At 45.1% G+C, this 25,098-nt stretch carries 23 protein-coding genes; 7 read left to right on the top strand and 16 right to left on the bottom strand.

Going from position 1 to position 25,098, the window contains the following annotated elements:
• Positions 1-10 precede the first annotated feature (10 nt).
• The 10 genes from ACSX1A_RS19830 to dapF all read right to left on the bottom strand — a co-directional run bounded on the left by ACSX1A_RS19830 (position 11) and on the right by dapF (position 11,281).
• Positions 11-1,504 carry a Do family serine endopeptidase gene (locus tag ACSX1A_RS19830; RefSeq protein ID WP_439881367.1) on the bottom strand — a complete coding sequence of 498 codons (1,494 nt, stop codon included), beginning with the start codon at positions 1,502-1,504 and terminating at the stop codon, positions 11-13.
• Positions 1,505-1,677: 173 nt separating this feature from the next.
• Positions 1,678-2,196: an Hsp20/alpha crystallin family protein gene (locus ACSX1A_RS19825; RefSeq protein ID WP_439881366.1), complete on the bottom strand. Its 519-nt coding sequence runs from the start codon at positions 2,194-2,196 to the stop codon at positions 1,678-1,680.
• Positions 2,197-2,345: 149 nt separating this feature from the next.
• Positions 2,346-3,140 (bottom strand): hypothetical protein, encoded by a 795-nt coding sequence (locus ACSX1A_RS19820; protein WP_439881365.1) that lies wholly within the window; start codon positions 3,138-3,140, stop codon positions 2,346-2,348.
• A 10-nt stretch (positions 3,141-3,150) separates the two neighbouring features.
• Complete coding sequence (locus ACSX1A_RS19815) at positions 3,151-3,708, bottom strand: hypothetical protein (protein WP_439881364.1); 558 nt, start codon at positions 3,706-3,708, stop codon at positions 3,151-3,153.
• A 13-nt stretch (positions 3,709-3,721) separates the two neighbouring features.
• Positions 3,722-4,909: a M20 metallopeptidase family protein gene (locus tag ACSX1A_RS19810; protein ID WP_439881363.1), complete on the bottom strand. Its 1,188-nt coding sequence runs from the start codon at positions 4,907-4,909 to the stop codon at positions 3,722-3,724.
• A gap of 154 nt (positions 4,910-5,063) precedes the next feature.
• A complete protein-coding gene (locus ACSX1A_RS19805) occupies positions 5,064-5,585 on the bottom strand; it encodes a sporulation protein (RefSeq protein WP_439881362.1) in 522 nt (173 codons plus the stop codon).
• Positions 5,578-6,240, bottom strand: a complete 663-nt coding sequence (deoC, locus tag ACSX1A_RS19800) for a deoxyribose-phosphate aldolase (RefSeq protein WP_439881361.1) — start codon at positions 6,238-6,240, stop codon at positions 5,578-5,580. The genes ACSX1A_RS19805 and deoC overlap by 8 nt, the downstream gene beginning before the upstream one ends.
• 114 nt (positions 6,241-6,354) lie before the next feature.
• On the bottom strand, positions 6,355-9,726 hold the full coding sequence (gene secA, locus ACSX1A_RS19795) for a preprotein translocase subunit SecA (protein ID WP_439881360.1): 3,372 nt from the start codon (positions 9,724-9,726) through the stop codon (positions 6,355-6,357).
• A gap of 239 nt (positions 9,727-9,965) precedes the next feature.
• Complete coding sequence (locus tag ACSX1A_RS19790; RefSeq protein WP_439881359.1) at positions 9,966-10,487, bottom strand: GNAT family N-acetyltransferase; 522 nt, start codon at positions 10,485-10,487, stop codon at positions 9,966-9,968.
• Between the two features lie 11 nt (positions 10,488-10,498).
• Complete coding sequence (gene dapF / locus ACSX1A_RS19785) at positions 10,499-11,281, bottom strand: diaminopimelate epimerase (RefSeq protein WP_439881358.1); 783 nt, start codon at positions 11,279-11,281, stop codon at positions 10,499-10,501.
• A gap of 107 nt (positions 11,282-11,388) precedes the next feature.
• Here dapF and ACSX1A_RS19780 point away from each other — a divergent pair, with 107 nt between their 5' ends.
• The 4 genes from ACSX1A_RS19780 (at position 11,389) to ACSX1A_RS19765 (ending at position 14,511) form a co-directional block, all read left to right on the top strand.
• Entirely contained in the window at positions 11,389-12,285 is an 897-nt protein-coding gene (locus tag ACSX1A_RS19780) for a class I SAM-dependent methyltransferase (RefSeq protein WP_439881357.1), read from the top strand.
• Between the two features lie 100 nt (positions 12,286-12,385).
• Positions 12,386-12,838: a hypothetical protein gene (locus ACSX1A_RS19775; RefSeq protein WP_439881356.1), complete on the top strand. Its 453-nt coding sequence runs from the start codon at positions 12,386-12,388 to the stop codon at positions 12,836-12,838.
• Between the two features lie 95 nt (positions 12,839-12,933).
• Positions 12,934-13,392 carry a hypothetical protein gene (locus ACSX1A_RS19770; RefSeq protein WP_439881355.1) on the top strand — a complete coding sequence of 153 codons (459 nt, stop codon included), beginning with the start codon at positions 12,934-12,936 and terminating at the stop codon, positions 13,390-13,392.
• A 177-nt stretch (positions 13,393-13,569) separates the two neighbouring features.
• Complete coding sequence (locus tag ACSX1A_RS19765; RefSeq protein ID WP_439881354.1) at positions 13,570-14,511, top strand: Ppx/GppA phosphatase family protein; 942 nt, start codon at positions 13,570-13,572, stop codon at positions 14,509-14,511.
• 51 nt (positions 14,512-14,562) lie between these two features.
• On the opposite strand, the gene ACSX1A_RS19760 is transcribed toward ACSX1A_RS19765, so the two are convergent.
• On the bottom strand, positions 14,563-16,938 hold the full coding sequence (locus tag ACSX1A_RS19760) for a hypothetical protein (protein WP_439881353.1): 2,376 nt from the start codon (positions 16,936-16,938) through the stop codon (positions 14,563-14,565).
• A 211-nt stretch (positions 16,939-17,149) separates the two neighbouring features.
• On the opposite strand from ACSX1A_RS19760, the gene ACSX1A_RS19755 reads away from it, so the two are divergent.
• The 3 genes from ACSX1A_RS19755 to ACSX1A_RS19745 are packed head-to-tail and all read left to right on the top strand — an operon-like array spanning position 17,150 to position 19,512.
• Positions 17,150-18,217, top strand: coding sequence for an Ldh family oxidoreductase (locus tag ACSX1A_RS19755; protein ID WP_439881352.1), 1,068 nt, complete (start codon positions 17,150-17,152; stop codon positions 18,215-18,217).
• Positions 18,218-18,223: 6 nt separating this feature from the next.
• The gene (locus ACSX1A_RS19750) at positions 18,224-18,562 is read left to right on the top strand and encodes a hypothetical protein (protein ID WP_439881351.1); all 339 of its coding nucleotides are present in this window, start codon (positions 18,224-18,226) and stop codon (positions 18,560-18,562) included.
• An 8-nt stretch (positions 18,563-18,570) separates the two neighbouring features.
• Positions 18,571-19,512, top strand: coding sequence for an alpha/beta hydrolase (locus ACSX1A_RS19745; protein ID WP_439881350.1), 942 nt, complete (start codon positions 18,571-18,573; stop codon positions 19,510-19,512).
• A gap of 70 nt (positions 19,513-19,582) precedes the next feature.
• Here ACSX1A_RS19745 and dnaK read toward each other — a convergent pair whose 3' ends face one another.
• The 5 genes from dnaK to rplQ all read right to left on the bottom strand — a co-directional run bounded on the left by dnaK (position 19,583) and on the right by rplQ (position 25,032).
• Positions 19,583-21,448 (bottom strand): molecular chaperone DnaK, encoded by a 1,866-nt coding sequence (dnaK, locus tag ACSX1A_RS19740; protein WP_439881349.1) that lies wholly within the window; start codon positions 21,446-21,448, stop codon positions 19,583-19,585.
• Positions 21,449-21,646: 198 nt separating this feature from the next.
• Positions 21,647-21,943 carry an FtsB family cell division protein gene (locus ACSX1A_RS19735; RefSeq protein ID WP_439881348.1) on the bottom strand — a complete coding sequence of 99 codons (297 nt, stop codon included), beginning with the start codon at positions 21,941-21,943 and terminating at the stop codon, positions 21,647-21,649.
• 90 nt (positions 21,944-22,033) lie between these two features.
• Positions 22,034-23,311, bottom strand: a complete 1,278-nt coding sequence (eno, locus tag ACSX1A_RS19730) for a phosphopyruvate hydratase (protein ID WP_439881347.1) — start codon at positions 23,309-23,311, stop codon at positions 22,034-22,036.
• Positions 23,312-23,321: 10 nt separating this feature from the next.
• Complete coding sequence (gene carA, locus ACSX1A_RS19725; RefSeq protein ID WP_439881346.1) at positions 23,322-24,443, bottom strand: glutamine-hydrolyzing carbamoyl-phosphate synthase small subunit; 1,122 nt, start codon at positions 24,441-24,443, stop codon at positions 23,322-23,324.
• A gap of 76 nt (positions 24,444-24,519) precedes the next feature.
• Positions 24,520-25,032 carry a 50S ribosomal protein L17 gene (gene rplQ / locus ACSX1A_RS19720; protein WP_439881345.1) on the bottom strand — a complete coding sequence of 171 codons (513 nt, stop codon included), beginning with the start codon at positions 25,030-25,032 and terminating at the stop codon, positions 24,520-24,522.
• Between the last annotated feature and the right edge of the window lie 66 nt (positions 25,033-25,098).

Below are 25,098 nucleotides of genomic sequence, written 5' to 3'. Positions count from 1 at the left end.
AAGAGTAATATTAACCTTTTCCGATAGGGTAGTAAGCCTTTAAGCCGTCTGGGTAAACACCCTCTATATATACTACACTATCATTAATATTCTTCAGATATTTCTCTACATCGGCAGGCTTATTAACCGGGTACTTATCGATCCGGGTAATTATAAAGCCATCTTTCATGCCTGTATTACGGAACTTGCTGCTTTGCACATTGCTGATTTTAGCACCACCGTCAATACCGAGCTTATTCATTTCCTGCTTCGATAAAGGCGAAAAATTGGCACCTTCAAACTTAATAGGCTCAGCGTTGCTACGCTTAACAAGCTCTGTGCTATAGTTCACGTTTTTGAGTGTAACAGTCGTGTTTTTGTCTTTACCATCGCGGATAAAAGCCACTTTCACTTTATCACCTGGGCGGTAGCGGGCAATCTGCTCCAGTAACTGTGATGACTTAGCTACATTTATTCCGTTAACTGCTGTAATCACGTCACCTTGTCTTAAGCCAGCTTCTTCAGCTCCGCTTTTCTCTTCAACGCCGGCAATGTAAACGCCATTCAAAGTTTTGAGGTCTTTTTCTTTCGCGAAAGCAGCATCAATTTCCTGGATGGTAGCACCTAGCAGCGCACGCTGCACCTCGCCATACTTGAGCAGGTCGTCTACAACCTTGCTTACGATAGAAGAAGGAACCGCAAACGAATAACCGGCAAACTGTCCGGTCTGAGAAGCGATAGCGGTATTGATACCAACCAGATCTCCGTTCAGGTTTACCAATGCACCACCTGAGTTACCAGGGTTTACGGCTGCATCTGTCTGGATGAATGACTCTACGCTAAGGTCACGGTTCTGGCTGGTGCGCAGGATATTGATGTTACGCCCTTTGGCACTTACAATACCGGCTGTTACAGTTGATGTGAGGTTCATTGGGTTACCAACCGCTAACACCCACTCTCCTACCTGCAGGTCGTCTGAGTTACCATAGCGCACGGTAGGCAGTTTGTCAGCCTCAATTTTTAAAAGGGCAATATCTGTGGTAGGGTCTGTACCTACAAGTGTGGCTTCAAACTTACGTTTATCGTCCATCACTACTTCAATCTTATCGGCTTTATCGATCACGTGGTTGTTGGTAATGATATAACCATTTGAGGCTATAATTACTCCTGAACCTGAACCAAGTTGCGGACCTCGCGGAGCTCTTTCACCAAATCCATCCCCAAAAAACTCTCTCAGAAAAGGATCCATCGGGCTGCCATACTGTTCAGAGGACCTAACGCTGTACTCCGTCATGACGTGTACAACGGCAGGCGTTGATACTTGTGCTGCTTTTACAAAATTCAGGCCTTCCGGCACAACCGCATCACTGCTGCGCATGTTGCTGGTATAACGTACAGTCGGGAACTGCTCGTCTGATACGTTAGTAGTTGCTTCGTCTTCCAGCAGCTTATAGCTACCAACAGCAACACCGCCACCTAGCATGGCAGAAAGCGTTAAGCCAACGATAAACTGTTTCGTTTTCATGTAATTAACTTTGTCTTTTGATTTATCTAAAGATATTAAGGATTCTATATACTTAAATAGGTAACGTTACTAGAGTATACGGTAGTATGTACCTGCAAGGTAGTATAGAAATTATAACTAATTATAAACAAAAAGGAGGCCAAACTTTGTACCTCCTTTTTGTTTATAATTAGTTATGAAGCCTTTTTAGACTTCCCTTTTGAATCGGTTGCCGTTTCTTTCTCCTCTTTATTTTTTTGTTTGCCGTTTTCCTGCGAAGTGATGTTTATCTGGCGTTTCATAGTCTTGTGCTCGTCTTTAGGCACAGTAACCACCAATACACCATTATCCAGGTGAGCAGAAATTTTATCAGGATTCACTTTATCCGGCAGATAAAAAGTTCTGCTGAAGGAGCCGTACTGCGTTTCCAGCATGTGATAACGCCGGTTGTCTTCCTTCTTCTCCAGCTTTCTTTCACCGGTAATTGTCAGTTTACCTTCCTGGAAATCAATGCTGATATCTTCTTTTTTTACTCCCGGAAGAGCCAGTTCAATTTCATAATTTTTTTCAGTTTCACAGGCATCCACGTGTGGAGTAAAACCTGAGAAATTTCTGGAGTTTACAGATTCATTAAAGAATCGATCCAACATAGAGCTGAAAGTGTTCGCGTTCTGAGCACCTTCCTGCATTCCGTTATATCTTGTTAGTGCCATAGCTTTATACTTTAGTTTGCTTAATGATTTACAGCTAACTAATAGTAAATTCTATGCCATTCAGAATATCCTTTTAATTCATGCAATATTGTCATTTATTGCAAATGCAAACAAGGTAACTACCTGACAACATTACAGTTAACCTCTTTTTAATAAGTAATACTGGCAGGTGTAGTGGCTTTGTTAAGGTTGTATTTTATTTCCAGACCAACAACAGGCGCTATGCGATTTCTTTTGGTAGTATACCCTTCCAGTTCTAGTTGCCCCTGAGCGTTGTAAACAGGTGGCACCAGTACATAATAATAGTGCGTCTGGCGGGCAAAGTACGAATTGATACGGAGCTTTTCTGTTACTTCGTAAGTGAAATTCAAACGGAGGGCTGTGCGGCTAAAGAAGCGTTTCAGAGAACCACCATCCGTCTCTCTTCCAAAATCTGAGTGCAGCATGGCTTCATAGCTTATACTTGGCGTGATATACTTGCTCCCAAGAGGTAAACGTTTTCCAAGTTCAGCCAGAAGCTTAAACTGGCCAAACGGTTCCTGCTTTTCCTGCGTCACATACTCAAACATTAATTGCTTGTTGAAGTACAAACCCTTTAGATCTCCGGCATGCCTTACAAATAAAGTATAGTATAGTGTCTTCGGGAAATCCTCTGCCGCATAACGCAATATACCTCCTCCCCGCCAATGATCTGTCAGCTCCTGTTCATAGCCCAGGCTCAGTTCCACCCGCTCAAAACCACTTAAGGGTCCAGAATTCCTCAGATCATTGTACCTACTATCCGTATTGATGCGGTATTGGTTCCGGAAAAACAGTATTCCATTATCACCCAGACCATAATTAAGCTGCAGTTCAGGCCAGATAGCGGCAGGTGCTGTTACTTTGCTCTGACCTGATACCAGCAGGGGCAGCAGGAGCAACAAAAGAAAGTATAGTTTTTTCATAAGCTGATATTCAGCAACAGTTCAGGTATAGCACTACCTTTTGCTTTAGATGTGAATAAGCCAGCCAACGGCCGTCTTCCTTACCTAACAAATAAAAAAAGCCAATAGCTTTATCATCTGATTTGATTGTATTCCAGGCCTCCTCATCCGAGTAATTCGGATCGAAAGGCATGTTATCTGCAATGGCCGGGGACTTAAAGTTTTCATCTGAAAAGAAAGTCTTTATCCTTTTAAGTATAAACTCCTGCTTTTGAGCCTCCGTTGCGTTATCAATCAGGTCATAATTGATGAGGTAATTTGCTTCAAAGTTATCGCTGTACAACAGTTCCCCCTCGCTACTAACAATTTCAAGCGTGGCAGTGGCCGTTTGAACGGAGTCTCCTATCAGCTTTATTTTGAAAGTATCTGATTTTACCGGATCTGAGAAGGCATGCAGCTTTGACTGCTGTGCTAAAACATGCGCAGCAGCTGGTGTTCCCTGGGTTGATTCCGTGTCAGCCGGCACAGACTTGTCGCAGCCCGCAAGCAGTAGCACACCCATTGCACCCAAAAGCAGTATACTTCTCATAAATATATTCCGATTAAGACTCCAACTCCTGCAGGGCAATAAACGCCATCAATCCTATACCTGTTTCAAGGGCAGCCTCGTCAATGTCAAACGTAGGCGTATGCACCCCCGAAACAATACCACGTTCTTCGTTACGTGTTCCCAGGCGGTAAAAACATGCAGGCACTTTTTGAGAATAATAAGCAAAATCCTCAGCTCCCATCCATAAATCTAGGTCTACCACGTTATCGGTGCCCAGGTATGCTTCTGCGGCCGCCCGTGCACGCCCTGTTAAATCAGGGTCATTTTTTAAGAAAGGATAACCATTTTTAATATCGATCTCGCAGCTACCTCCCATACTTTCGCATAACCCTTCGGCCATCTTCTTAATACGCTTGTGTGCCTCCCTGCGCCACTCCTCGTTCATGGTCCGGAAAGTGCCTTCTATCTTCACTTCATCCGGTATCACGTTTGTGGCTCCCTTCGCTTCTACTTTTCCAAAAGAGAGCACAGAGGGTATTTTAGGGCTGGCATGCCGGCTAACGATCTGCTGCAAGGCCACGATCAGGTGTGATGCGATAAGCACTGTGTCTATGTTCATTTCAGGCATGGCCGCGTGGCCGCCTTTCCCTTTCACGGTGATATAGATCTCATCGGCGCTGGCCATGTACATACCTGAGCGGAACCCTACTTTACCGGCAGGCAGCATCGGGAACACGTGCTGGCCCACAATACCTGTGGGGGCCGGATTCTGTAACACACCATCTTTGATCATGATAGATGCTCCGCCAGGAAATTTCTCCTCTCCTGGTTGAAAGATCAACTTTACAGTTCCTTCAAACTCACCATTTAACTCCTGCAGTATCCGGGCAGTACCTAACACTGAGGAAGTATGCACATCATGGCCGCAAGCATGCATCACCCCTTCGTTAGTGGATCTGTAGGCTACCTCATTCGCTTCAACAATGGGCAAGGCATCCAGGTCGGCACGCAGGGCTATTGTTTTCTTCTCAGGATTACGGCCTTTTATCAAAGCAACCACACCTGTTTCAGCCATACTCTCAGACGCAATCCCGTACCCTTTCAGCACTTCCTTTACATAAGCTGCAGTGCCATGTTCTTCAAAAGACAGTTCCGGATTGGCATGTATATGGCGGCGCACTTTTACAGTATCGGGTGCATACTGTTGTGCAAGCTGTTTTATTTTTTCAATTATAGCCATTTATAGTGTTTAATTACGGATGGTTTAGCTGCTCTTCTTTACCTGCTTTACCTACGGTATTGCAATGTGGTGATTAACCGTAAGCTATAAAAATAAAAAAACGCTGTGCCCATTTCAGGCCACAGCGTTTTCAAAAATTTTTTGGTCTGGTACCTTAATAAGTCTTGTCGATGTTTATCTGATCCTGTACGATCTGTGCATTCGGTATCAGGTCTGAAAGCCTGTTCAGTACCTGCTGCGCCTCTACACGGCTAAAAAAATCGCCTACCTTAAGGCGGAAATTTGGCTGTTGGTACGTCAGGTAATCTTTAACGTCTGGTACACGTGTGATAATAGCTTTGCGCAGGTTCATTACTGTTTGGCGTTCTGAACCATTATAAGCCAGAATGCGGTAACCTTTTGCATACTTTATTGATTTGTTCACGCTGGCAACTGTATCCATAAGTACCGCCACTTTGTCATTTACATGATGTGTCGGCTCTACACGGGCTTGCGACGTGGCATCCGGCACAGTATATTTCGGGCGATAAACACTTAAGTCTTCTGCTACTTTTTCTTTCCCTGCAGTTTTGGATTTACCTGTATCGGCTGTCCCGCCCCCTTTGCCTGCAGACGATGCACAGGCAGTGGAAAGCATTAAAGCCATAACCAGAAAAAGACTTACAATTCTATTCATGAGTAACTATTTTAATACTGGCTGAACACCCAATCCTGTCAGCACCAGCTTTGATTAACGCTTCTGCATCTTCTATTGTTCTTATTCCGCCGGCAGCCTTTATTTTCATAGAGCTTGGCAAAACACGACGCATCAGCTTAACATCTTCAACGGTCGCTCCACCAGATGCGAAGCCTGTGGAGGTCTTCACGTAGTCAACGCCGGCGTTAACGCACAGCTCACATGCTTTTATTATTTCTGTTTCTGTCAGGAGCGCAGTTTCAATGATAACCTTTAACGCGGCTTCTTTTAAATGGCAGAACTTAGCAAGATCGCTTAGTTCATTTTCTACCTGATCATACAAACCAGACTTAAACGCAGATATATTTATAACCACATCAATCTCATCTGCTCCGTCGGCAATTGCCTGGTGCGTTTCCAGGAATTTAACCTTCGGATGCTGATAACCTAGTGGAAAGCCAACTACCGTTGCCACTTTAACCAATGCACCCGGGCCCAGTCGCTCTTTAGCCTGCTGCACATAACATGGCGGAATGCAAACTGCTGCAAAACCATAGTTACGGGCTTCGTCACATAACTGCAACACCTGCTCTGCCGTCGCTTCCGGCTTTAGTAATGTATGGTCGATGTAGGAAGCTAGTTCTTCTGCGGACATATTACTCATTAAATGACAAAGGATATAAGATCAAAGTAGCCTTCTTCTTACATCCTCTATCCAATAATTAAAACTTTGTGGCCTATCAACCTGAACGCTGACAGGCCACATTTATTACTCTTCGATCAGGACGCAGCGATTGTGCATCAGATCATCTTCAACGGTTTTAAACTTCACGTCTTTTACAACACGGCCATCCATGTACTGCACGCTCACCCTGTCGTTTCTGCCTGCTACCTTTTGAGAGTGCGCCGGCATCACTTTTTCTGGTGCTGCTGAAGGTGCTGTTGTATGTCCGGTTTCATCTTCAAGAGACGAATGTACCTCCTGCTTCTGCTCTTTAAGCACCGGCGGCTTTGGCATTTGCTGCGGACGCGGCTCCTGTACCTGCTCTGGTGCCTGAACCGGGATAAAGGCATGGAACAGGAACTGGATAGTTTGTTCGTTTACCTTACCGATCATGCGTTTGAACAGCTCAAAAGACTCAAACTTATAGATCAACAGCGGGTCTTTCTGCTCGTAAACGGCATTCTGAACCGATTGCTTCAGGTCATCCATCTGGCGCAGGTGCTCTGTCCAGGCCTGGTCGATGGTGCCCAGTGTAATAAGTTTCTCCATGGCACGAAGTAGCTCATTACCTTTCGACTCATAGGTCTTGGTTAAGTTCGCTACGGCGGCCACCTGGCGCTTGCCATCTGTAAATGGCACCGCCACGTTCTCGATCATTGGTCCACGGTTCTCGTGGATATCCGTAATGATCGGGTACGCCTGCTCAGCCGTCTTCTTGTTCTTCTCCAGGTAATGGTTCAGTGCTTCGTTGTATAAACGCTCTGCTAACTGGTTAGCAGGAGTAGATCTGAACTCTTCTTCTGTGATTGTCGATTCTATACCAAATACACGCAGCACATGCAGCTGGAAGTTCTCGTAATCGTTAATATTCTTATAGTTTACAATCACATCTTCGCTGATATCATAGATCATATTCCAGATATCAAGCTCCAGACGCTCTCCGTAAAGGGCGTTTCTGCGGCGCTTGTAAACTACCTCACGCTGTGCGTTCATCACGTCGTCATACTCCAGCAAGCGCTTACGCATACCAAAGTTATTCTCCTCCACTTTCTTCTGCGCACGTTCAATAGAGTTCGTGATCATCGAGTGCTGGATAACCTCGCCTTCTTCCAGACCCATGCGGTCCATCAGGCGGGCTATACGATCAGAACCAAACAAACGCATCAGGTTATCCTCAAGGGAAACAAAGAACTGAGAAGAACCCGGGTCACCCTGACGGCCGGCACGACCACGCAACTGGCGGTCAACGCGGCGGGATTCGTGACGTTCTGTACCAATAATGGCCAGACCACCGGCAGCTTTAGACTCAGGAGCCAGCTTAATGTCTGTACCACGACCTGCCATGTTGGTTGCAATGGTTACAGTAGAAGGCTTACCAGCTTCGGCCACGATCTCTGCCTCTTTCTGGTGCATCTTAGCGTTAAGTACCTGGTGCTTTATCTTGCGCAGCGTAAGCATGCGGCTTAGGAGCTCCGAAATCTCTACTGAAGTGGTACCTACCAGCACTGGCCGGCCCTTTTCAGTCAGGTCAACGATCTCGTCGGCAACGGCATTATACTTTTCACGAACGGTTTTGTAAACCTTGTCGTGCTCATCTTTTCTGGCAATAGGACGGTTGGTCGGGATAACCACCACATCCAGTTTATAGATATCCCAGAACTCACCTGCTTCTGTTTCGGCTGTACCCGTCATACCAGAAAGCTTGTGGTACATACGGAAGTAGTTCTGAAGCGTAACGGTAGCGTAGGTCTGTGTGGCATCCTCTACCTTCACATTCTCTTTTGCCTCAATTGCCTGGTGCAGACCATCGGAGTATCGGCGACCTTCCATAACACGGCCTGTCTGCTCATCTACAATTTTTACTTTATTATCAGGGGTAACAATATACTCTGTATCCTTCTCGAACAAAGTATAAGCCTTCAGCAACTGGTTGATCGTGTGAATTCGCTTAGATTTCTCCTGGAAATCGGCAATAAGGGCTTCCTTCTTATGGAGTTGCTCCTCATGCGTCATCGACTTATCATTCTCGATGTTGGCGATCTCAGTTCCGATGTCTGGCATGATGAAGAAGTTTGGATCTTCACCCTGGCCTGTGATCAGGTCAATACCTTTTTCAGTAAGTTCGATCTGGTTGTGCTTCTCATCTATTGTGAAGTACAGGGGCTCATCGGCCTCTGGCATCATGCGTGAGTTATCCTGCAGGTAGTGGTTCTCCGTTTTCTGCATGATCGCACGGTTACCTGTTTCGCTCAGGAACTTGATCAAAGGCTTGCTCTTTGGCAGACCACGGTAAGCACGGAACAAGGATAAACCACCTTCCTGCGTATTACCTTCTTTGATCATGCGTTTAGACTCTGTCAGGAAATTCTGAACAACTTTACGCTGTGCATCCACCAGCATGGCAATGCGTGGCTTCAGCTGGTAGAACTCGTGCTCATCGCCGCGTGGAACAGGACCAGAAATGATCAAAGGTGTACGGGCATCGTCAATCAATACAGAGTCAACCTCATCGACCATTGCATAATGATGCTTGCGCTGTACCAGGTCCTGTGGTTCGCGGGCCATGTTGTCGCGCAGGTAATCGAAGCCGAACTCGTTGTTTGTACCGTAGGTGATATCTGCTTTGTAAGCGTTACGGCGTGCTTCGGAGTTAGGCTGGTGCTTATCGATACAGTCGATGGTCAGGCCATGGAACTCGAACAATGGTGCCATCCACTCAGAGTCACGTCGTGCAAGGTAGTCGTTTACTGTTACTACGTGCACACCGCGCTTGGCAAGGGCATTCAGGAAAGCAGGCAGCGTTGCCACCAATGTCTTACCTTCACCAGTTGCCATTTCAGCGATCTTACCCTGGTGCAGCACAATACCACCGATCAACTGCACATCGTAGTGCAGCATATCCCATACAATCTCGTTGCCTGCTGCTATCCATCTGTTAGCCCAGATAGCTTTGTCGCCATCAAGCTGCACGTTTGGCTTACGGCCAGACAGGTCACGGTCCATTTCAGTGGCGGTAACCACGAGCTGGCCATTCTCTTTCCAGCGGCGGGCAGTTTCCTTAACAATGGCAAAACCTGTTGGCAGTACTTCCATCAGCACCACTTCCAGGTCTTTGTTACGCTCCTTCTCCAGCTCATCGATCTCAGAGAAGATATTCTCTTTTTGTACGATGTTCAGCTCCGGCTCATCGGCAATGCGCTTATGCAAAGCCGCTATTTTCTCATCAATAGGCTTTAGTCGCTCATCAATTATACCTTTGATCTCGGCAGTTTTCTGTCGCAACTGATCATCCGTAAGGCTGCTTAGCTTAGCGTATTCTTCATTAACTTTAGATACATAAGGTAGTACCTCCTTTATATCTCTGTCGGATTTGGTTCCGAATATTTTCGCAACGGTTTTACCGAAAAAATCAAACATGTGTATATGCTGTTCTTAATTGAAATCCTGTTTTCGCAATATCGTCAAAAATAGCTGTTTTTCCGATATATCTAAGTCTCTGTACTAAAACAATACCAGAATAAAAGCTACTTAAGTTATCTGCCATAATTGCCGATAGAGTATAGCACAACTTATATATTTGCTATAGCAATGTAAAATCCTATGCCATAATCTTGTACGGCCGTGGCAATGTGGCAGGTATACTCTCTTGTAAGCTGTTATCCACTAAAAATATGCTGCATCTCTATTACATCTTCCCATCCTTCCGGTGTCTTCAGCCATTCTTTGCGGGTGCCAACCCGTTTAAACCCTGCTTTGCTGAACAAATTTATACTTGGTTGATTGGTAGCAGTAACAGAGCAATAAACCTGGTGGAGTTGCAGCGTGTGCCGGCAATAGTGGGTAAGCATTGAAAGCGCATCTGCGGCATGCCCGTTTTTACGATGGTTAGCTGCCACTACTATCCCGATACCTGCTCGGCGATGCAAGGGGTCAAAGTCAAAGAGGTCGATGGCTCCTACAGCTTCCTGGTTTTGATTACAGATAACTAACCGGAGTTGCTTGACAGTATAAATATCCTGTGTGGCATTCTCCAGGTACTGCTCCAGCACAAACCGGGAATAAGGTGTTAGGGTATTGCCAACATGCCACACACCCATATCATTTTCCAGTGTATACAGAAAATCCAGGTCAGCAGGCTCCAATGCCCTTAAACAGGTATTATCTAACGTAAGAAACACGCAGCGTACGCTTAAACCTGCTGAAGTGCAATTGTGCCTGTAAACACCTGCCGTGCAGGGCCGATCAGGTAAATATATTTAAACAGGTTCCTGTCCTGTTCAAAAGCTACTTCAAGTTCTCCGCCAAGTGTCTTCACCTTAACCGGACTTTCCATACCTTCTAAACCTGCTACCAAAGCACAGGCTGTTACTCCGGTTCCGCAAGACAATGTTTCATCTTCTACGCCACGCTCATAGGTGCGCACAAAAATCGCGTTGCCCGAAAGGCGCTGCACAAAGTTTACGTTTGTTCCTTCGGCAGTAAAGCGATCGTTGTAGCGAATGGCTCTTCCTTCTTCATACACGTCCAGTTCCTCTACATCATCCACAAACCGTACATAATGCGGCGAACCTGTATTCAGGTAATAGTCGTTGCCTAGCTCCTCTATCCCTGACACATCGTTCATCTTCAGCTGAATCAGGTCGCGCTCCACACTGGCCTGGTGCTCGCCGTCTGCAGCCAGAAAGCAGGCCACATCCTCGATCACACCTAAATTACGCGCAAAGCGAACGGTGCAACGTGCTCCGTTTCCGCACATGGAGCCTAAACGCCCGTCAGCGTTATAGTACACCATCTCAAAATCGTAGTCCGGGTGATCCTGCAAAAGGATGAGTCCATCGGCACCAATACCTGTGCGTCGGTCACAGAGATGCTTTACCAATGATTCATCATCAGCAGGAAAAATGAGCTTACGGTTATCAACCATTATAAAGTCGTTACCGGTGCCCTGGTACTTGTAAAAGCTAATTGCCATGTTTATGTAACAAAAAAATCAGCGACTGCGTGCACTTTTTAAGGTTAAGCGGATATTGAGTACTTTTGCCTCATAGTGGCACAGAGCCAGAAATAAACGACAAAGATATGTATTCCTTTTTAACTACAGAAAACTGGGCTGACTATGAGCTGGTTGATTCCGGAAATTTTGAAAAGCTGGAGCGTTTCGGCGAGTACTTTGTAGCAAGACCCGAACCTCAGGCCATCTGGGACAAGCACCTGCCGGAGCAGGAATGGCAGCGTTTAGCCAATGCCGTGTTTACCCGCGACAAAGGCAGCCAGGAAAAAGGCCAGTGGAAGCTGAAAAAAGGAATGCCGGAGCAGTGGTTCATTAACTATAAGTATAACGACCTGAAATTGCGTTTCCGGTTAGGTTTGTCGTCGTTTAAGCACGTGGGCATTTTCCCGGAGCAGGATAGCAACTGGAAGTTTATTTACGACACTACCCGTAAGCTCAAGGCACAGCAACCTAAAATACTTAATATGTTTGCCTACACCGGTGCCGCCACTTTAGCAGCCAAAGCCGCCGGAGCAGATGTTACTCACCTCGACTCTATTAAGCAGGTAAACTTCTGGGCCCGCGATAACATGGAAGCCAGCAACCTGGACAACGTGCGCTGGATAGTGGAAGATGCCATGAAGTATGCCCGCCGTGAAGTAAAGCGTGGTAACAAGTATAATGGCATCATCCTGGACCCTCCTTCTTATGGCCGTGGCCCGAACGGCGAAAAATGGCAGCTGGAGAACGAGCTGAACGAGATGATAAAACTTTGCCGCGAAATGCTGGACGGCACAGATTATTTCCTGCTGATCAATTTATACTCAATGGGCTTCTCGGCGATGGTACTGGAAAACCTGATGCGCGATACGTTTGGGGAGCTGGTTAAGAACGAGGAGTTGGGAGAATTATACCTGCATGATAGTGGAGAACGCAGGTTGCCATTGGGTACTTTCTTTAGGTTTACTTCTGTGGTTAATAAATAAGCTAAAATGTTAATCTTATTCCGTTTAGCTGCCAGATTTGGGTATATAAACGGAATAGACTTCCGTTTACACAGTAGTTGGTGGTAATAACAATTATGAATTGGGAAAAGAATTTTTAAAAGGTGGTTTGAGAGCAGCAGCATATTATGCTATAGGATTCGCAATAGCATGGGCAGCTTATTTAATCATTGGTTGGGAGTATATACATGCTCCTGGCATCCACCACTTGATTGGTTTTCTTGTATTAGTCATTGGAGTAATTCTTCTGATTCGTAGGATAGTTGAATTTTTTAAAAATTCAGCTGATAAATTTAATAAAGGCGCACTACTGGCTCATTTCGTTGTTATAGGTGGCTTTGCTGTCTACTTCTGGTTTATCTTGAATGAAGCCAGTAAACCTTATGAACCTAATGAAAAAGATCTTGCTGAAGAAGAGTACTTAACTGCTGACAAGAATACAAAGACAATCTTAATAAAGAACGGATTAGGAGATACTGTTTTTCTTCAAGTTGCTGACTCGGTTCTAATTGATAAAAAGGGTTATAAAGAATAACTTCCACCAACAAAGTTCAGCCCTTATGCTCGGCTCCGCCTCGCCCATCGACTGCACGAGTAATGTTGTAGCCAATACAAATAAAACTTTCAAAAATGAACTTATCTAAATTAATTAAACAATTTCAAAAATTACAAACTGAAACTGGAAGCAACAGTTTCAGGAAAATTTTGGAGAGTATCCTACTATTGCTAAAGGAAATAGATGAAAAAAATATTTCTGAAAAGAAAAAAAGTGACATACAAAATGAAATAGAATCTCATCTTGGAAATATCCAAACAGAGCAAGAAGCAAAAAATGGGTTCAAGAATTTAAAAAAGTCATTAAACAGTGGATTTGGGTTTGTTCCCCCAAACTATTATATAACTATAGGAATTGGAGCTGGAATAGCTATTGGAGCAGGAATTGGAATTTCTTTTAGCGTTTTATTCGTTAATGGGATTATTTATGGCCCTGTGGTTGGCTCTTCACTTGGATTAATCTCAGGAATAATTATTGGGAAAATTTTGGATAAGAAAAAAGAAGACGAAAATCGGATATTAATCCATTTATAAAAGTATAGCTATAACAACGTGTATAGCTCGTTGCGGCTGAACTTTAAATCGGAATTCATTGCAATTTGCTATCTATTGGTTACGGCTGAAAAATAGCCGCCTATTTTCCCGCAATGAGCTATACACAAAAACGTCGTTCAGATAATTAAAGAAGTAGCAAAAATTAATAAAAACTACATGAAAAACCGCCTCGCACTAATTGACATGGGTACCAATACCTTTCATTTGCTCATTACTGAAGTAGATGAAGATGGAAAAATGCATGACTTTGTGAGAACAAAAGTGCCGGTGCGTTTGGGGCAAGGTGGTATTAGTAATGGAGCAATTGCGCCGGAGGCTTACGAGCGTGCAATCAAAACATTAAAAGATTTCCGGAAGCAGATAGATAGTTATGGTGTTGAAACAGTTCGTGCCATGGCTACAAGTATGGTTCGTAATGCGGCAAACGGCGATGACTTTGTGAAGGATGTCTTTAAGCAGACCGATATTACAGTAGAGATAATTGATGGCGCAAGAGAAGCAGAACTGATCTATTATGGTGTTCGCTCTGCTGGCGTGCTGGATAATAGAACTGCTTTGATCATTGATATTGGCGGAGGCAGCGTAGAATTCATCATCTGCAATGATCAGGAGATATTCTGGAAACAAAGCTTTGAAATAGGTGCTCAGCGCCTGATGGATAAATTCTTTACAGAAGACCCTATTGCAACAGAAAGTATTACCTCTGAAAAAGCCTACCTGGAGGAGAAACTGCAGCCTCTTACCGAGGCTGTAGCTAAGTATATACCTGCTGTGCTCATCGGCTCCTCCGGCACCTTCGATACCATCTGCGACATCGACGCTCTTAGCAAAGGCGATACCTCCCGCCAAAAGGCACAACCTGCCGCTTCTTATTTAACTATTGACGATTATTATAAGATACACAACGAACTGCTGCACAAAAACCACGAAGAACGCCTTGCTATACCTGGTATGCTGGAAATGCGCGTGGACATGATCGTGCTGGCAAGTATAATCGTGGACTTCGTGCTTCAGAAGTATAACCTGAAAGAGATACGCGTATCGGCTTATGCCCTGAAAGAAGGTGTGCTGCAACAGACATTGGCAAGTATGAAATAAAGTATAAGGCCCTGCTAATTGATTAGCAGGGCCTTATACTTTATTTCATACTTAGCTATTCTTCGCCAGTCTCTTACGCTCCTTCTCGTAAGCCTTTCTTAGCTTCTTCAGCTTTTTGTGGTTCTGAGTGTACTGAGCGGCCAACACATCTGCCTTCTGTCCTGAATCTCGTGCCGCATCTTTCAAAGCCAGTTGCTTACCTAATTGCTCCTGCACTTTCTTTGTTTTGCGTCTGGCAAAGCCTCTGTCCAGCAGGGAGGTCAGGAGTTGAATAGAAGCCTGCTCTTCGTTTATACTTGCCAGGTAATCCACTACATGTGCCGTGAACTTTTCGTTGCGGTTATCTTTGGCGAAGTTATATAGGGAGATGTGATCGAGGCCATACTTGCTCACGTTGTTTGCCAGGTAATAATCACGGGCAGCATTGTGTTCCTGTACAGCTTCGGTATATCGCTTTTTAGAAATGTGCCGCTCCACGTTCTCCAGCATACGCTGGTAAGTAGCCGCCGCCGCGATGGCAGCCTGGCCATCCTTGGCTGTGAACGTAGCAATACCACACTCCTGCTTTTCAGTTGCCGCACTGATAGCAGCCTGATACGCCTGGTCAGCGGCGATGTATTTCTTCTCACGGATCAGTGCTTGTGCATTCTGATAATGCTTATCATAAGTAGCCTGCGTATTCACACACTCCTGGGTAAAAATGCGCTCACGGAGCAGGTTATACTTGCTTACAACATCCGCATCGGCCTGTAAGCCAAAACGGCTTTGCATATCGGTGGCGGCAGAAGCTGTTGCTCTGGCATTGCTTAACCTGTTCTGCATCGCCTGCTCATATCCTTCCGTCAATTTTGCCAAGAGTATCGGCTTTGCAGCTTTTTGTGCCAGCACAGCCAGCTCCTGCACCGGCTTAAAAGTATAGCGCTTCTCCAGGTCCAATGCATCTTCAAACTGGTTTAACGCAGCAGCATAGTTTTGTTGGCTCAGGTGGCGCTTGCCCATATCTATATGTTGCAGGTAATACTGGAACTTCACCTGCCCCATCAGGTCTGTTGCCTCTCTTTCCTGGCTGAGCACAAAATCATAGTCATGCTGAAAGTCCAAAGCCTCTTCAGCAGCACGCTCAGCTTCTTTCAGGTCGTTGCGGGCAAGCAGCCGCTTTCCATTGTCTACCATGGCACGGTATGCACCTGTAGCAGCACGTGCCTCCCCATCATTTAGCGCAGTCATGTTGCAGCGGAGCCCGCGGGTAGTGCTGCAGATATTTCTTGCCTCTGCAAAAGCAGCTAAAGCGTTGTGATACTCTCCACGACTGGTGAGGCTGTTGCCTGTGCTGATATGGGCAGCATAGATCTCATCCATCAGCGTCATGGCGATGGCTTCTGTTTCACGGTCCAGGCGCATGTTGGTCAGAACATCGCGGGTTCTGTTGCTCGCTTCCCTGATATAACCGTTCATAAAATCCAGTCGGGCCAGTTGCACGTGTGCAGGTGCAAACTGCGGATTGGCATCAATTGATTTGGCAAAGTATGCCTGTGCCGCAGAACGGTTACCGCCTTTTAACAAACTGACGCCACGATTAAAGTATTGCTGATCGAGGGTTGCAAAAGCGTAATCAATAGCACGACGTCGCTCCTGCAATATCTCCTGCAGCTGCTTTAACTTATAGTTGAGGCGTTGCGGGTCGTGCTGCTCCAGGTTTAACTTACCCTGGAACTGGTTTTTTAAATCGGCGTAGACACCCTCCAACTCCCGCAGGCTACGTTCCTGCAAAGGCAGCCTATCAATGTCATCCGGACGAACATGGGCAACATCCTGCAAAGCGCGTAACACGGTAGCATCAGCAGCGAAATAGTTACGGATTAATTCTACACGCTCTTTCACCCGATTTACGTCGGCTGTAGCATACAGCACCTGCTTCTCCTCTACTTTTAACTTGTAGTTCTGATTGGCTGCGGTATCTGGTATCGTCACCTCCAGCATGCTCAGATCATTGCCATGCAGCAGCACACGCTGGTTTGTGTATTCTTTTACAAGCTCATTTTTAGCATTCAGTAGCTTCACTTTGTAGCGCAGCTCTTCCGGCACTAAAACCTCACTTACATCAAAGCCTTTAACATTAGCATCTCCTGAAACAGAAACACGGTTTAGCTTAACTTTCACCAGTAAATTATCACCTGTATCGGTAATGCGTGCCTGTTGCTCCAGTTTTACAGTGAACTCCGGACTACGCGAAGGTCGTCCGCCCTGCGCACTCACTCCCGCTTCGTTCAGTAAGGAGATAATGGTATTGAGGTTTTGCTGGTTTCCGGCAGAACCTGATTTCATCAGAAAAGCATCAGAAATAGTTTCCTCAAAAACTATCTTGTTTTGAGCCTGCACTGCAATAGCAGCAATCAGCAGGGGCAGAAAAAGTAAAGCTCTTTTCATATCGTGTATCTTATAGCATAAATCAGCCAAGACAAAATCTGGGCCACAACTGCTAACTAATCCCCGAAAATATATAAAAAGTCTATACTTATTTCTTTTATCATGGCCTGGTGCTTCAGAAAAGGAAGTATAAAACACTTCATCCTAAAGTATATACCCGTGTCTTTCATGAGAATTCGTTAATTTGGCGCTTTGATTAAGCAACAGAATTATGTATCCATACAGACAACTTTTTAATTTCACAGAAGAAGTCTTCCTTAGCATGGGCTGTCCGCCAAAGGATGCTAAACTTGCCGCAGAAGTATTACTGGAAGCTGATTTGAGAGGGGTAGACTCACATGGCGTAGCCCGTTTAAGTGGTTATGTTCGTCTATGGGAGGCTGGCCGCATCAATGTTAAGCCAAAGATGCGCATCGTACACGAAACACCAAGTACAGCAACCGTAGACGGTGACGGCGGTCTGGGTTTAGTGATAGCACCTCGAGCCATGGATATTGCTATAGGTAAGGCGGATCAGGTTGGCACTGGCTGGGTATCTGTTAAAAACTCCAACCATTTCGGTATCGCCGGTTATCATGCCATGGAAGCCTTGTCTTCAAACATGATCGGCATTGCCATGACGAATGCCTCGCCGCTGGTAGCGCCTACTTTTTCAACGGAAAGAATGCTGGGCACCAATCCGATCGCGGTTGCCGTTCCTACTGCCAAAAATCCTCCTTTCGTAGCTGACTTTGCCACTGCCTCGGCTGCTAACGGTAAACTGGAGATCCTGCAGCGGAAAGAGAAGAAAGCCCCGTTAGGCTGGATTCAAACAAAAGAAGGACACAAGACTACCAATGCCAACGAGCTGAAAGAGGGTGGTGCACTTTTACCTTTAGGTAGCGACAAAACACATGGCAGCCACAAAGGTTACGCGTTGGCTTCTATAGTTGATATTTTCTCGGCAGTACTTTCGGGTGCCAACTATGGCCCATGGGTACCTCCGTTCGTTAGTTTCCTGAATCCTCCGACAGACCCGGTTGGCCAGGGAATCGGCCACTTTTTAGGGGCAATGCGGATTGATGCTTTCCGTCCTGCCGATGAGTTTAAAGAGCACATGGATAACTGGATCGATACTTTCCGGGCAGCTAAAGTGAAAAAAGGCGAAAAAGCAGTGCTAATACCCGGCGACCCAGAAAGAGAGATGACAGAAAAGCGCCTGAAGAATGGCATTCCTTTACTTGCGCCTGTGGAGCGTGACCTGGAGACTTTAGCAAAAAAGTTTAAGCTGAAGCTGTAGACCTGTATGCCCTCAACCACAGCACGATTCTTCAGGGCTATTGGCCTGCGCTCTACAAAGCGAAGTATACTGATGCTGGTGGTAACCTGGACGATTGGTATAGCCTGGTTAGGCTTTAACTTTTTCTGGAGCATAGTACCTGTACAGGTATTTATAGCTGTGCCTCTGCTGCTCCTCGTTTATGCTGTGACTGCCCTGGTGGCTTATGCTTACTGGGGTGTGCGTGAAGTACGGGAGAAAGATACTCCTTATGCCAATATAATGATAGGAGTGATTGTGGCTATTACGCTGCTATACTTTAATTATTACCTGCTACAAATTGTGCTGATCCTGTACCGAAACTAATCTATACTATGCCTGATTTCAAACGCTTACTGCTTGCCCTCTGCCTGCTACTTACCTTTCAAATGGCATCTGCACAAAAGATGGAGCGCTTTTACAGCAGCGCTTATTCTGACACAGCCAGTAATTATACTTTGATTGTTAAGCCTGAATCGGGTAATGTAAATGGTTGGCTGTTACTTTTCCCCGGCTTCGGAGAGACTCCTTCTGATGTATTAAAAGAAACAGACTTTCCGATGAAAGCTGCTCAGGCAGGATACTTAGTTACCCTTCCGTATATTAGCAACAACACAGCACTGCTACTCTCTGAAGCCCGGCAGAAGCAACTGGTACAGCTTGTGCAGGATGTACAGAAAAAGTATAAACTGCAGAACAGAAAGCTAGCTGTTGGTGGTTTTTCGATGGGTGGCACTACGGCTGTTAAGTTTACAGAGCATAGCCTGGCATCAGCAACGACCCCGAATGTATCCGCTTTGTTTGCTGTAGACCCGCTCCTGGACCTAGAACGTTTTGAAAGAACGGTATTGAAAGCGGTGCAGCGTGAGAAATCTCAGGGGCCGAGGCAAATGTTACAGATGCTGCAGCACATGCTACAAAAAGACTTTGCCGCTACACCTGTTCAGGCTCCGGAGAAGTACTACACCATCTCTCCCTATGCGTACAGTGATACGGCAAACACTGCTATCCAACCTTTGAAGCAACTACCGGTACTTTTATACTCTGAGCCAGACGTAGCCAACCAATTTAACACGAATCACCGCGACTTGTACGACCTTAACGCCGCTGATTGTACAGCCATGATCACAGACCTGCAAAGTATGGGCAACCAGCAGGCACAGCTTATACTTACCAGCGATAAAGGCCGACGCGCTGATGGCAGTGTTAACCCGCACTCCTGGTCGATACTGGATGTAAATACAACTTTAGACTGGCTGCAGCAGCACCTTAAATAATATAAAGCAAAAACGCCGGTAGTGATACCGGCGTTTTTGCTTTATACTTAGTTTTATACTTTGGCTATTACTACTCGATCTTTTTACCAGACATCGCCTGCTTGATCGATATCTGCATTACTCGTTCTGCAAAAGGGCTTGTCTGCTCTTCCAGTACATCTACGGCTGCATAAATGGCATCCTTGTCACCTCCTGCGGCTAACACATCCTTCAGGTTCTGTAAATTCTTCTGCGTAAGAGTAATTTCCTCCTCTGTCAGGTGTTCTTTGTTCTTCTCCACAAAACGTTCTACCTGGTAAAGCATCTGTTCGGCTGCTGTACGTGCCTCGATCTGCATACGTGTCGCTACGTCTTCTTTCGCGTTCATCATAGAATCCATCAGCATCTGCTCTACCTGTTCATCCGTCAGGCCATACTGTGGCTTTACCTCTACCTCCTGCCGCACGCCTGAACGTAACTCGATAGCTTCTACTTTAAGTATGCCATCTGCGTTAAGTATAAAGTTTACGTCCACCTTCGGGAAACCGGCAGGCATGGCAGGTATACCTTTGAGATCGAACTCGGCAAGCTTACGGTTTTCTTTCACTACATCGCGCTCTCCCTGGTAAACTGAAATCTTCATGTTTACCTGTCCGTCTACGGATGTTGTATACTGACGCCCTGCTTTGGTTGGTATTTTAGAGTTTCTAGGAATGATAGGGTCCATCAGGCCACCCATTGTTTCTATACCTAACGTAAGCGGCGTTACGTCCAGCAGCAGGATATCTTTGCGGTTACCAGCCAGAATGTCTGCCTGTATAGCTGCTCCCAGGGCAACTACTTCATCCGGGTTTAACGAGTTGTTTGCAGGCTTTCCAAAGAACTCCGAAACGGCTTCATACACCATCGGCACGCGTGTAGAGCCTCCAACCATGATCACAGCATCAATCTGCTCCGGCTGTAGCTTTGCATCGGCCATGGCCATGCGGCAACTTTCTATGGTTCTGGCTACAATCGGAGCGATCAGTGTTTCGAAAGTATGGCGCTCCAGATGGCACGTTATCTTGTCGTTAATGCTGCTGGTAAATACCTCCTGTGAGCTTAAGGCTTTCTTTGCTTCTTCAGCTTTCAGGCGCAACTCCTGCGAAAGATGCTTATCCTGGTTCACAGTATCTGCTATCAGCTCATTTTCCTGGATCCAGTGGTTGATGATGGCACGGTCAAAGTCATCCCCGCCCAGGTAAGTGTCCCCGTTCGTAGAAAGCACCTCAAAAATGCCCTGGTGGATACTTAAGATAGAAATATCAAATGTACCGCCGCCCAAATCGTACACGGCTACTGTTTTCTCTTCGTTCGGATCGATACCAATGCCGTAAGCCAGTGCAGCTGCGGTTGGCTCGTTTACAATTCGCAACACATCAAGGCCTGCCAGCTTACCGGCATCACGGGTAGCTTGTCTTTGTGAGTCGTTAAAATAAGCCGGTACTGTTATTACTGCACGGTTCACCGGTGTTTTCAGAGCATGCTCAGCGCGCTCTTTCAGCTCCTGTAATATCTCAGCAGAAAGCTCGATAGGTGAATAGAACTTATCCTTCACCCGTATCTTCACCAAACCTTCACTATCATCATCGATCACTTTATAACCAAAATAATCCTTATGCTCGCCCAGGTCTTTATAAGATTTACCTAAAAGGCGCTTAACAGAATAAATAGTGTTGGCCGGATCTGTGAGCAAATATTCTTTCGCCTCGTTGCCAACTATAGTTTCGCCATTATCTGTAAAATGCACCACCGACGGAACTATGGTACCCTGCCCCTGATCGTTAATCGCGATAGGTTTCTTGTCTTCGGGATGAATGTATGCTACCAGGCTGTTGGTTGTACCCAGATCTATACCTACAATTACCTCTTCCTGCTGTATGGAACCTGTTGAAAGGTTTATTGCAACTTTTGCCATAATTTCTATTTTTTTAAGCTTATCACTTTTCAGCGACTGCATTTGCTGCAATTTACAAAAATTTAGGGAGGGGTTTTGTTTTAGGGCTTAATAGGAAACGTTTACTGCTTTTTAATGACTTTTACAGCACGCAAGTAAGTATAAACACAAAGGGCTGTTCATGCGAACAGCCCTTTGTGTTTATACTTTGAAACTTTATTAGTCTTCTTTTGTCACAACAATAAAAACATCCTCATTCGGTCGTTTCATCAGGTATTTTTCCCGTGCATACTTTTCCAGCAGCTCCGTGTTTCCCATCAAAGCTTTCCTGTCCTTTTCAACTTCTTCCATTTTCCGTTGATAATCCTCTCGTGTATCTTCCAGTTCACTCAGCTTGGCGCTCATCTGGTACTGTGTGATAAAATCATTGGAATCGAAAAAGAGCATCCACACGATAAATGAAAAGGTGGTTATGAAGTAGAAATTACGGAATACTTTCGGAATGCGCTTTAACATAGCTGAACGATGTAAGGGTGCTATACAAAAATAAGGCTGTGAGTTGTAAAACCCACAGCCTTAGCCATAAATATTTTATGGTACTGTAACTTAAAACTTCTTGCCAGGGAAGTATGCCACCTCTCCAAGCTCTTCCTCGATACGAAGTAGCTGATTATACTTTGCCATACGATCAGAACGGGAAGCAGAACCAGTTTTGATCTGGCCTGTGTTTAACGCTACTGCAAGGTCAGCAATGGTGTTATCCTCTGTCTCACCAGAACGATGGCTCATAACGCTCTTGTAACCATGACGTAAGCCAAGATTAATGGCGTTGATTGTTTCTGTAAGCGTACCGATCTGGTTTACTTTTATCAGGATAGAGTTAGCCACTCCCTGATCAATACCCTGCTGCAGGCGGTTTACATTCGTTACAAAAAGGTCGTCTCCAACTAACTGCACTTTGTCACCAATTTTCTCCGTCAGCTCTTTCCAGCCAGCCCAGTCATCCTCGGCCATACCATCTTCGATAGAAGCGATCGGGTACTTTTCGGTCCACTCTTTCCAGTAGCTTACCATTTCAGAAGAAGAAAGCTTGTCGCCTGTAGACTTCTTGAACACATACTTACCAGAAGAAGCATCATAGAATTCAGAGCTCGCCGCATCCATAGCAATCATCATATCATCACCTGGCTTGTAGCCAGCAGCCTCAATTGCCTGAAGAACTACTTCAATAGCCTCTACATTAGAAGCAATGTTTGGAGCAAAGCCGCCTTCATCACCTACGTTCGTAGAAAGGCCTTTTTTCTTCAGCACATTCTTCAGGTGATGGAAAACTTCAGAACCCATACGTAGCGCCTCTGAGAAAGAAGGTGCACCTACCGGCATGATCATGAACTCCTGGAAGTCAATTGCATTGTCTGCATGGCTACCGCCATTCAGGATGTTCATCATTGGTACAGGCAGCGTATTTGCGTTTACACCACCCACGTAACGATATAAAGGCATGTTAAGCTCCTGGGCCGCAGCACGGGCAATTGCCAGTGATACGCCTAGTATGGCATTGGCACCAAGGTTGCCCTTGTTGTCAGAGCCATCCAGCTCGATCATGATCTTGTCTAACAAATTTTGCTCATATACCGGAAAACCCACAAGCTCTTCTGCGATCTTCTCGTTCACATTCTTTACTGCCTGCTGTACACCTTTGCCCATGTACCTGCTTTTATCATTGTCACGAAGCTCAACAGCCTCATGAATACCTGTAGAGGCCCCGGAAGGGACAGCAGCACGGCCTAAAATTCCGTTCTCAGTTACTACATCTACTTCAACAGTAGGATTTCCTCGTGAATCGAAGATTTGTCTGGCTTTAATATCGGTTATTAAGCTCATTGTTTTTTAACTATAGTTTTACTTGATTTTTATTCTGTTCTAATAACGCTACAAAGTCATCGAATAAGTACTCCGAATCATGAGGCCCTGGTGACGACTCTGGGTGATATTGTACTGAAAAAGCAGGCTTGGTTCTCAAGCGAATGCCTTCAATTGTATTGTCATTCAGGTTAATGTGCGTTACCTCAACATCCGGATGGTTCTTCAGCTGGTCTGCATCCACAACAAAGCCATGGTTCTGACTTGTTACTTCACATCTACCTGTTATCAGGTTTTTAACCGGATGATTCAATCCACGATGTCCATTATGCATTTTGTAGGTAGCTATACCGTTAGCTTCAGCTAAAACCTGATGTCCGAGGCAGATACCAAATAATGGCTTCTTCTTTTCGAGCATCTTTCTTACACTGTTAACAGCATCTACCGTTGCAGCAGGGTCTCCTGGTCCATTAGAAATGAAATAACCATCAGGGTTCCACTGCTCCATTACTTCAAAGGATGTATTGTAAGGGAAGATCTTTACTTCACAGCCTCTGCTAACCAAATTTTTTATTATGTTTTTTTTAATACCCAGATCCAGAACAGCCACTCTATACTTTACTTCCTCTGGCTTCAGGTCATAGGTAGCTTTTGTACTTACCTGTGAAGAGAGCTCAAGACCAGCCATAGAAGGAATACCAGCCAATTTAGTACGCAACTCTTCTACATCTGTTGTCTCAGAAGATATGATCGCATTCATAGCTCCTTTATCTCTGATATGGCGCACTAATGAACGCGTGTCAATTTCACAGATTCCAACAATACCAGCTTTTTCAAAATATTCCTGTAGGGAACCTTCTGCTGTATTTCTTGAAAAATGATGTGAAAATTCTTTACAAACGAGTCCTCTTATCTGCACATTATCCGATTCAACTTCTTCGTGCTGCACGCCGTAATTACCCACATGTGATACTGTAGTAACTACAATCTGTCCAAAGTAAGATGGATCAGTAAAGATTTCCTGATAACCCGTCATGCCAGTATTAAAGCACAACTCTCCTCCAGATGTGCCAATAAGGCCTAAACTTTTACCTTTAAATAATGTACCGTCTTCTAGAAGAAGGATTGCTTCAGTGGTTGTATACTTTTTCATGATAACAATTTGATACAAAAATAAAAAAGGGACACGACTAACGTCATGCCCCTTTCAAATTATTTACAGAAAACGCTTATTCAGCATCTTTTGCCTCATCTTTAGTTTCTGTGGCTTCTGCTTTAGTTTCAGGAGCTGTAGTAGCCTCAACATCTTTTTTCTTACCAGAAGAACGACGACGAGTTTTCTTAGCACCAGTAGCAGCAGCACCAGTTGTTGCTAGCATATCCTCATTGTAGTCTACTAACTCGATAACACACATTTCTGCGTTGTCACCTAGTCTGTAGCCAGTCTTAAGAATACGAGTATAACCACCTGGTCTGTTAGCGATTTTAACTGATACTTCATCAAAAAGCTCTTTTACAGACTCTTTGTTCTGTAAGTAAGAGAATACAGTTCTTCTTGAGTGAGTAGTATCGTTCTTAGACTTAGTTAGCAGAGGCTCTACATATTTACGAAGCGCTTTAGCTTTTGCTACCGTAGTAGAAACGCGCTTGTGTAAAATTAGAGAAGAAGCAAGGTTTGATAACATGGCCTTGCGGTGCGCTGCTGTTCTTCCTAAGTGATTGATTTTTTTACCGTGTCTCATTATTTTTAATTGTGCACGGGCATACCGTCGATCAACCTATACGGGATCGGGAATTATGCCGTAAAT

Source organism: Pontibacter sp. MBLB2868, from assembly GCF_051904785.1.
Classification (GTDB): Bacteria; Bacteroidota; Bacteroidia; order Cytophagales; family Hymenobacteraceae; genus Pontibacter.
This window is presented reverse-complemented; position numbering and strand designations above follow the sequence as displayed.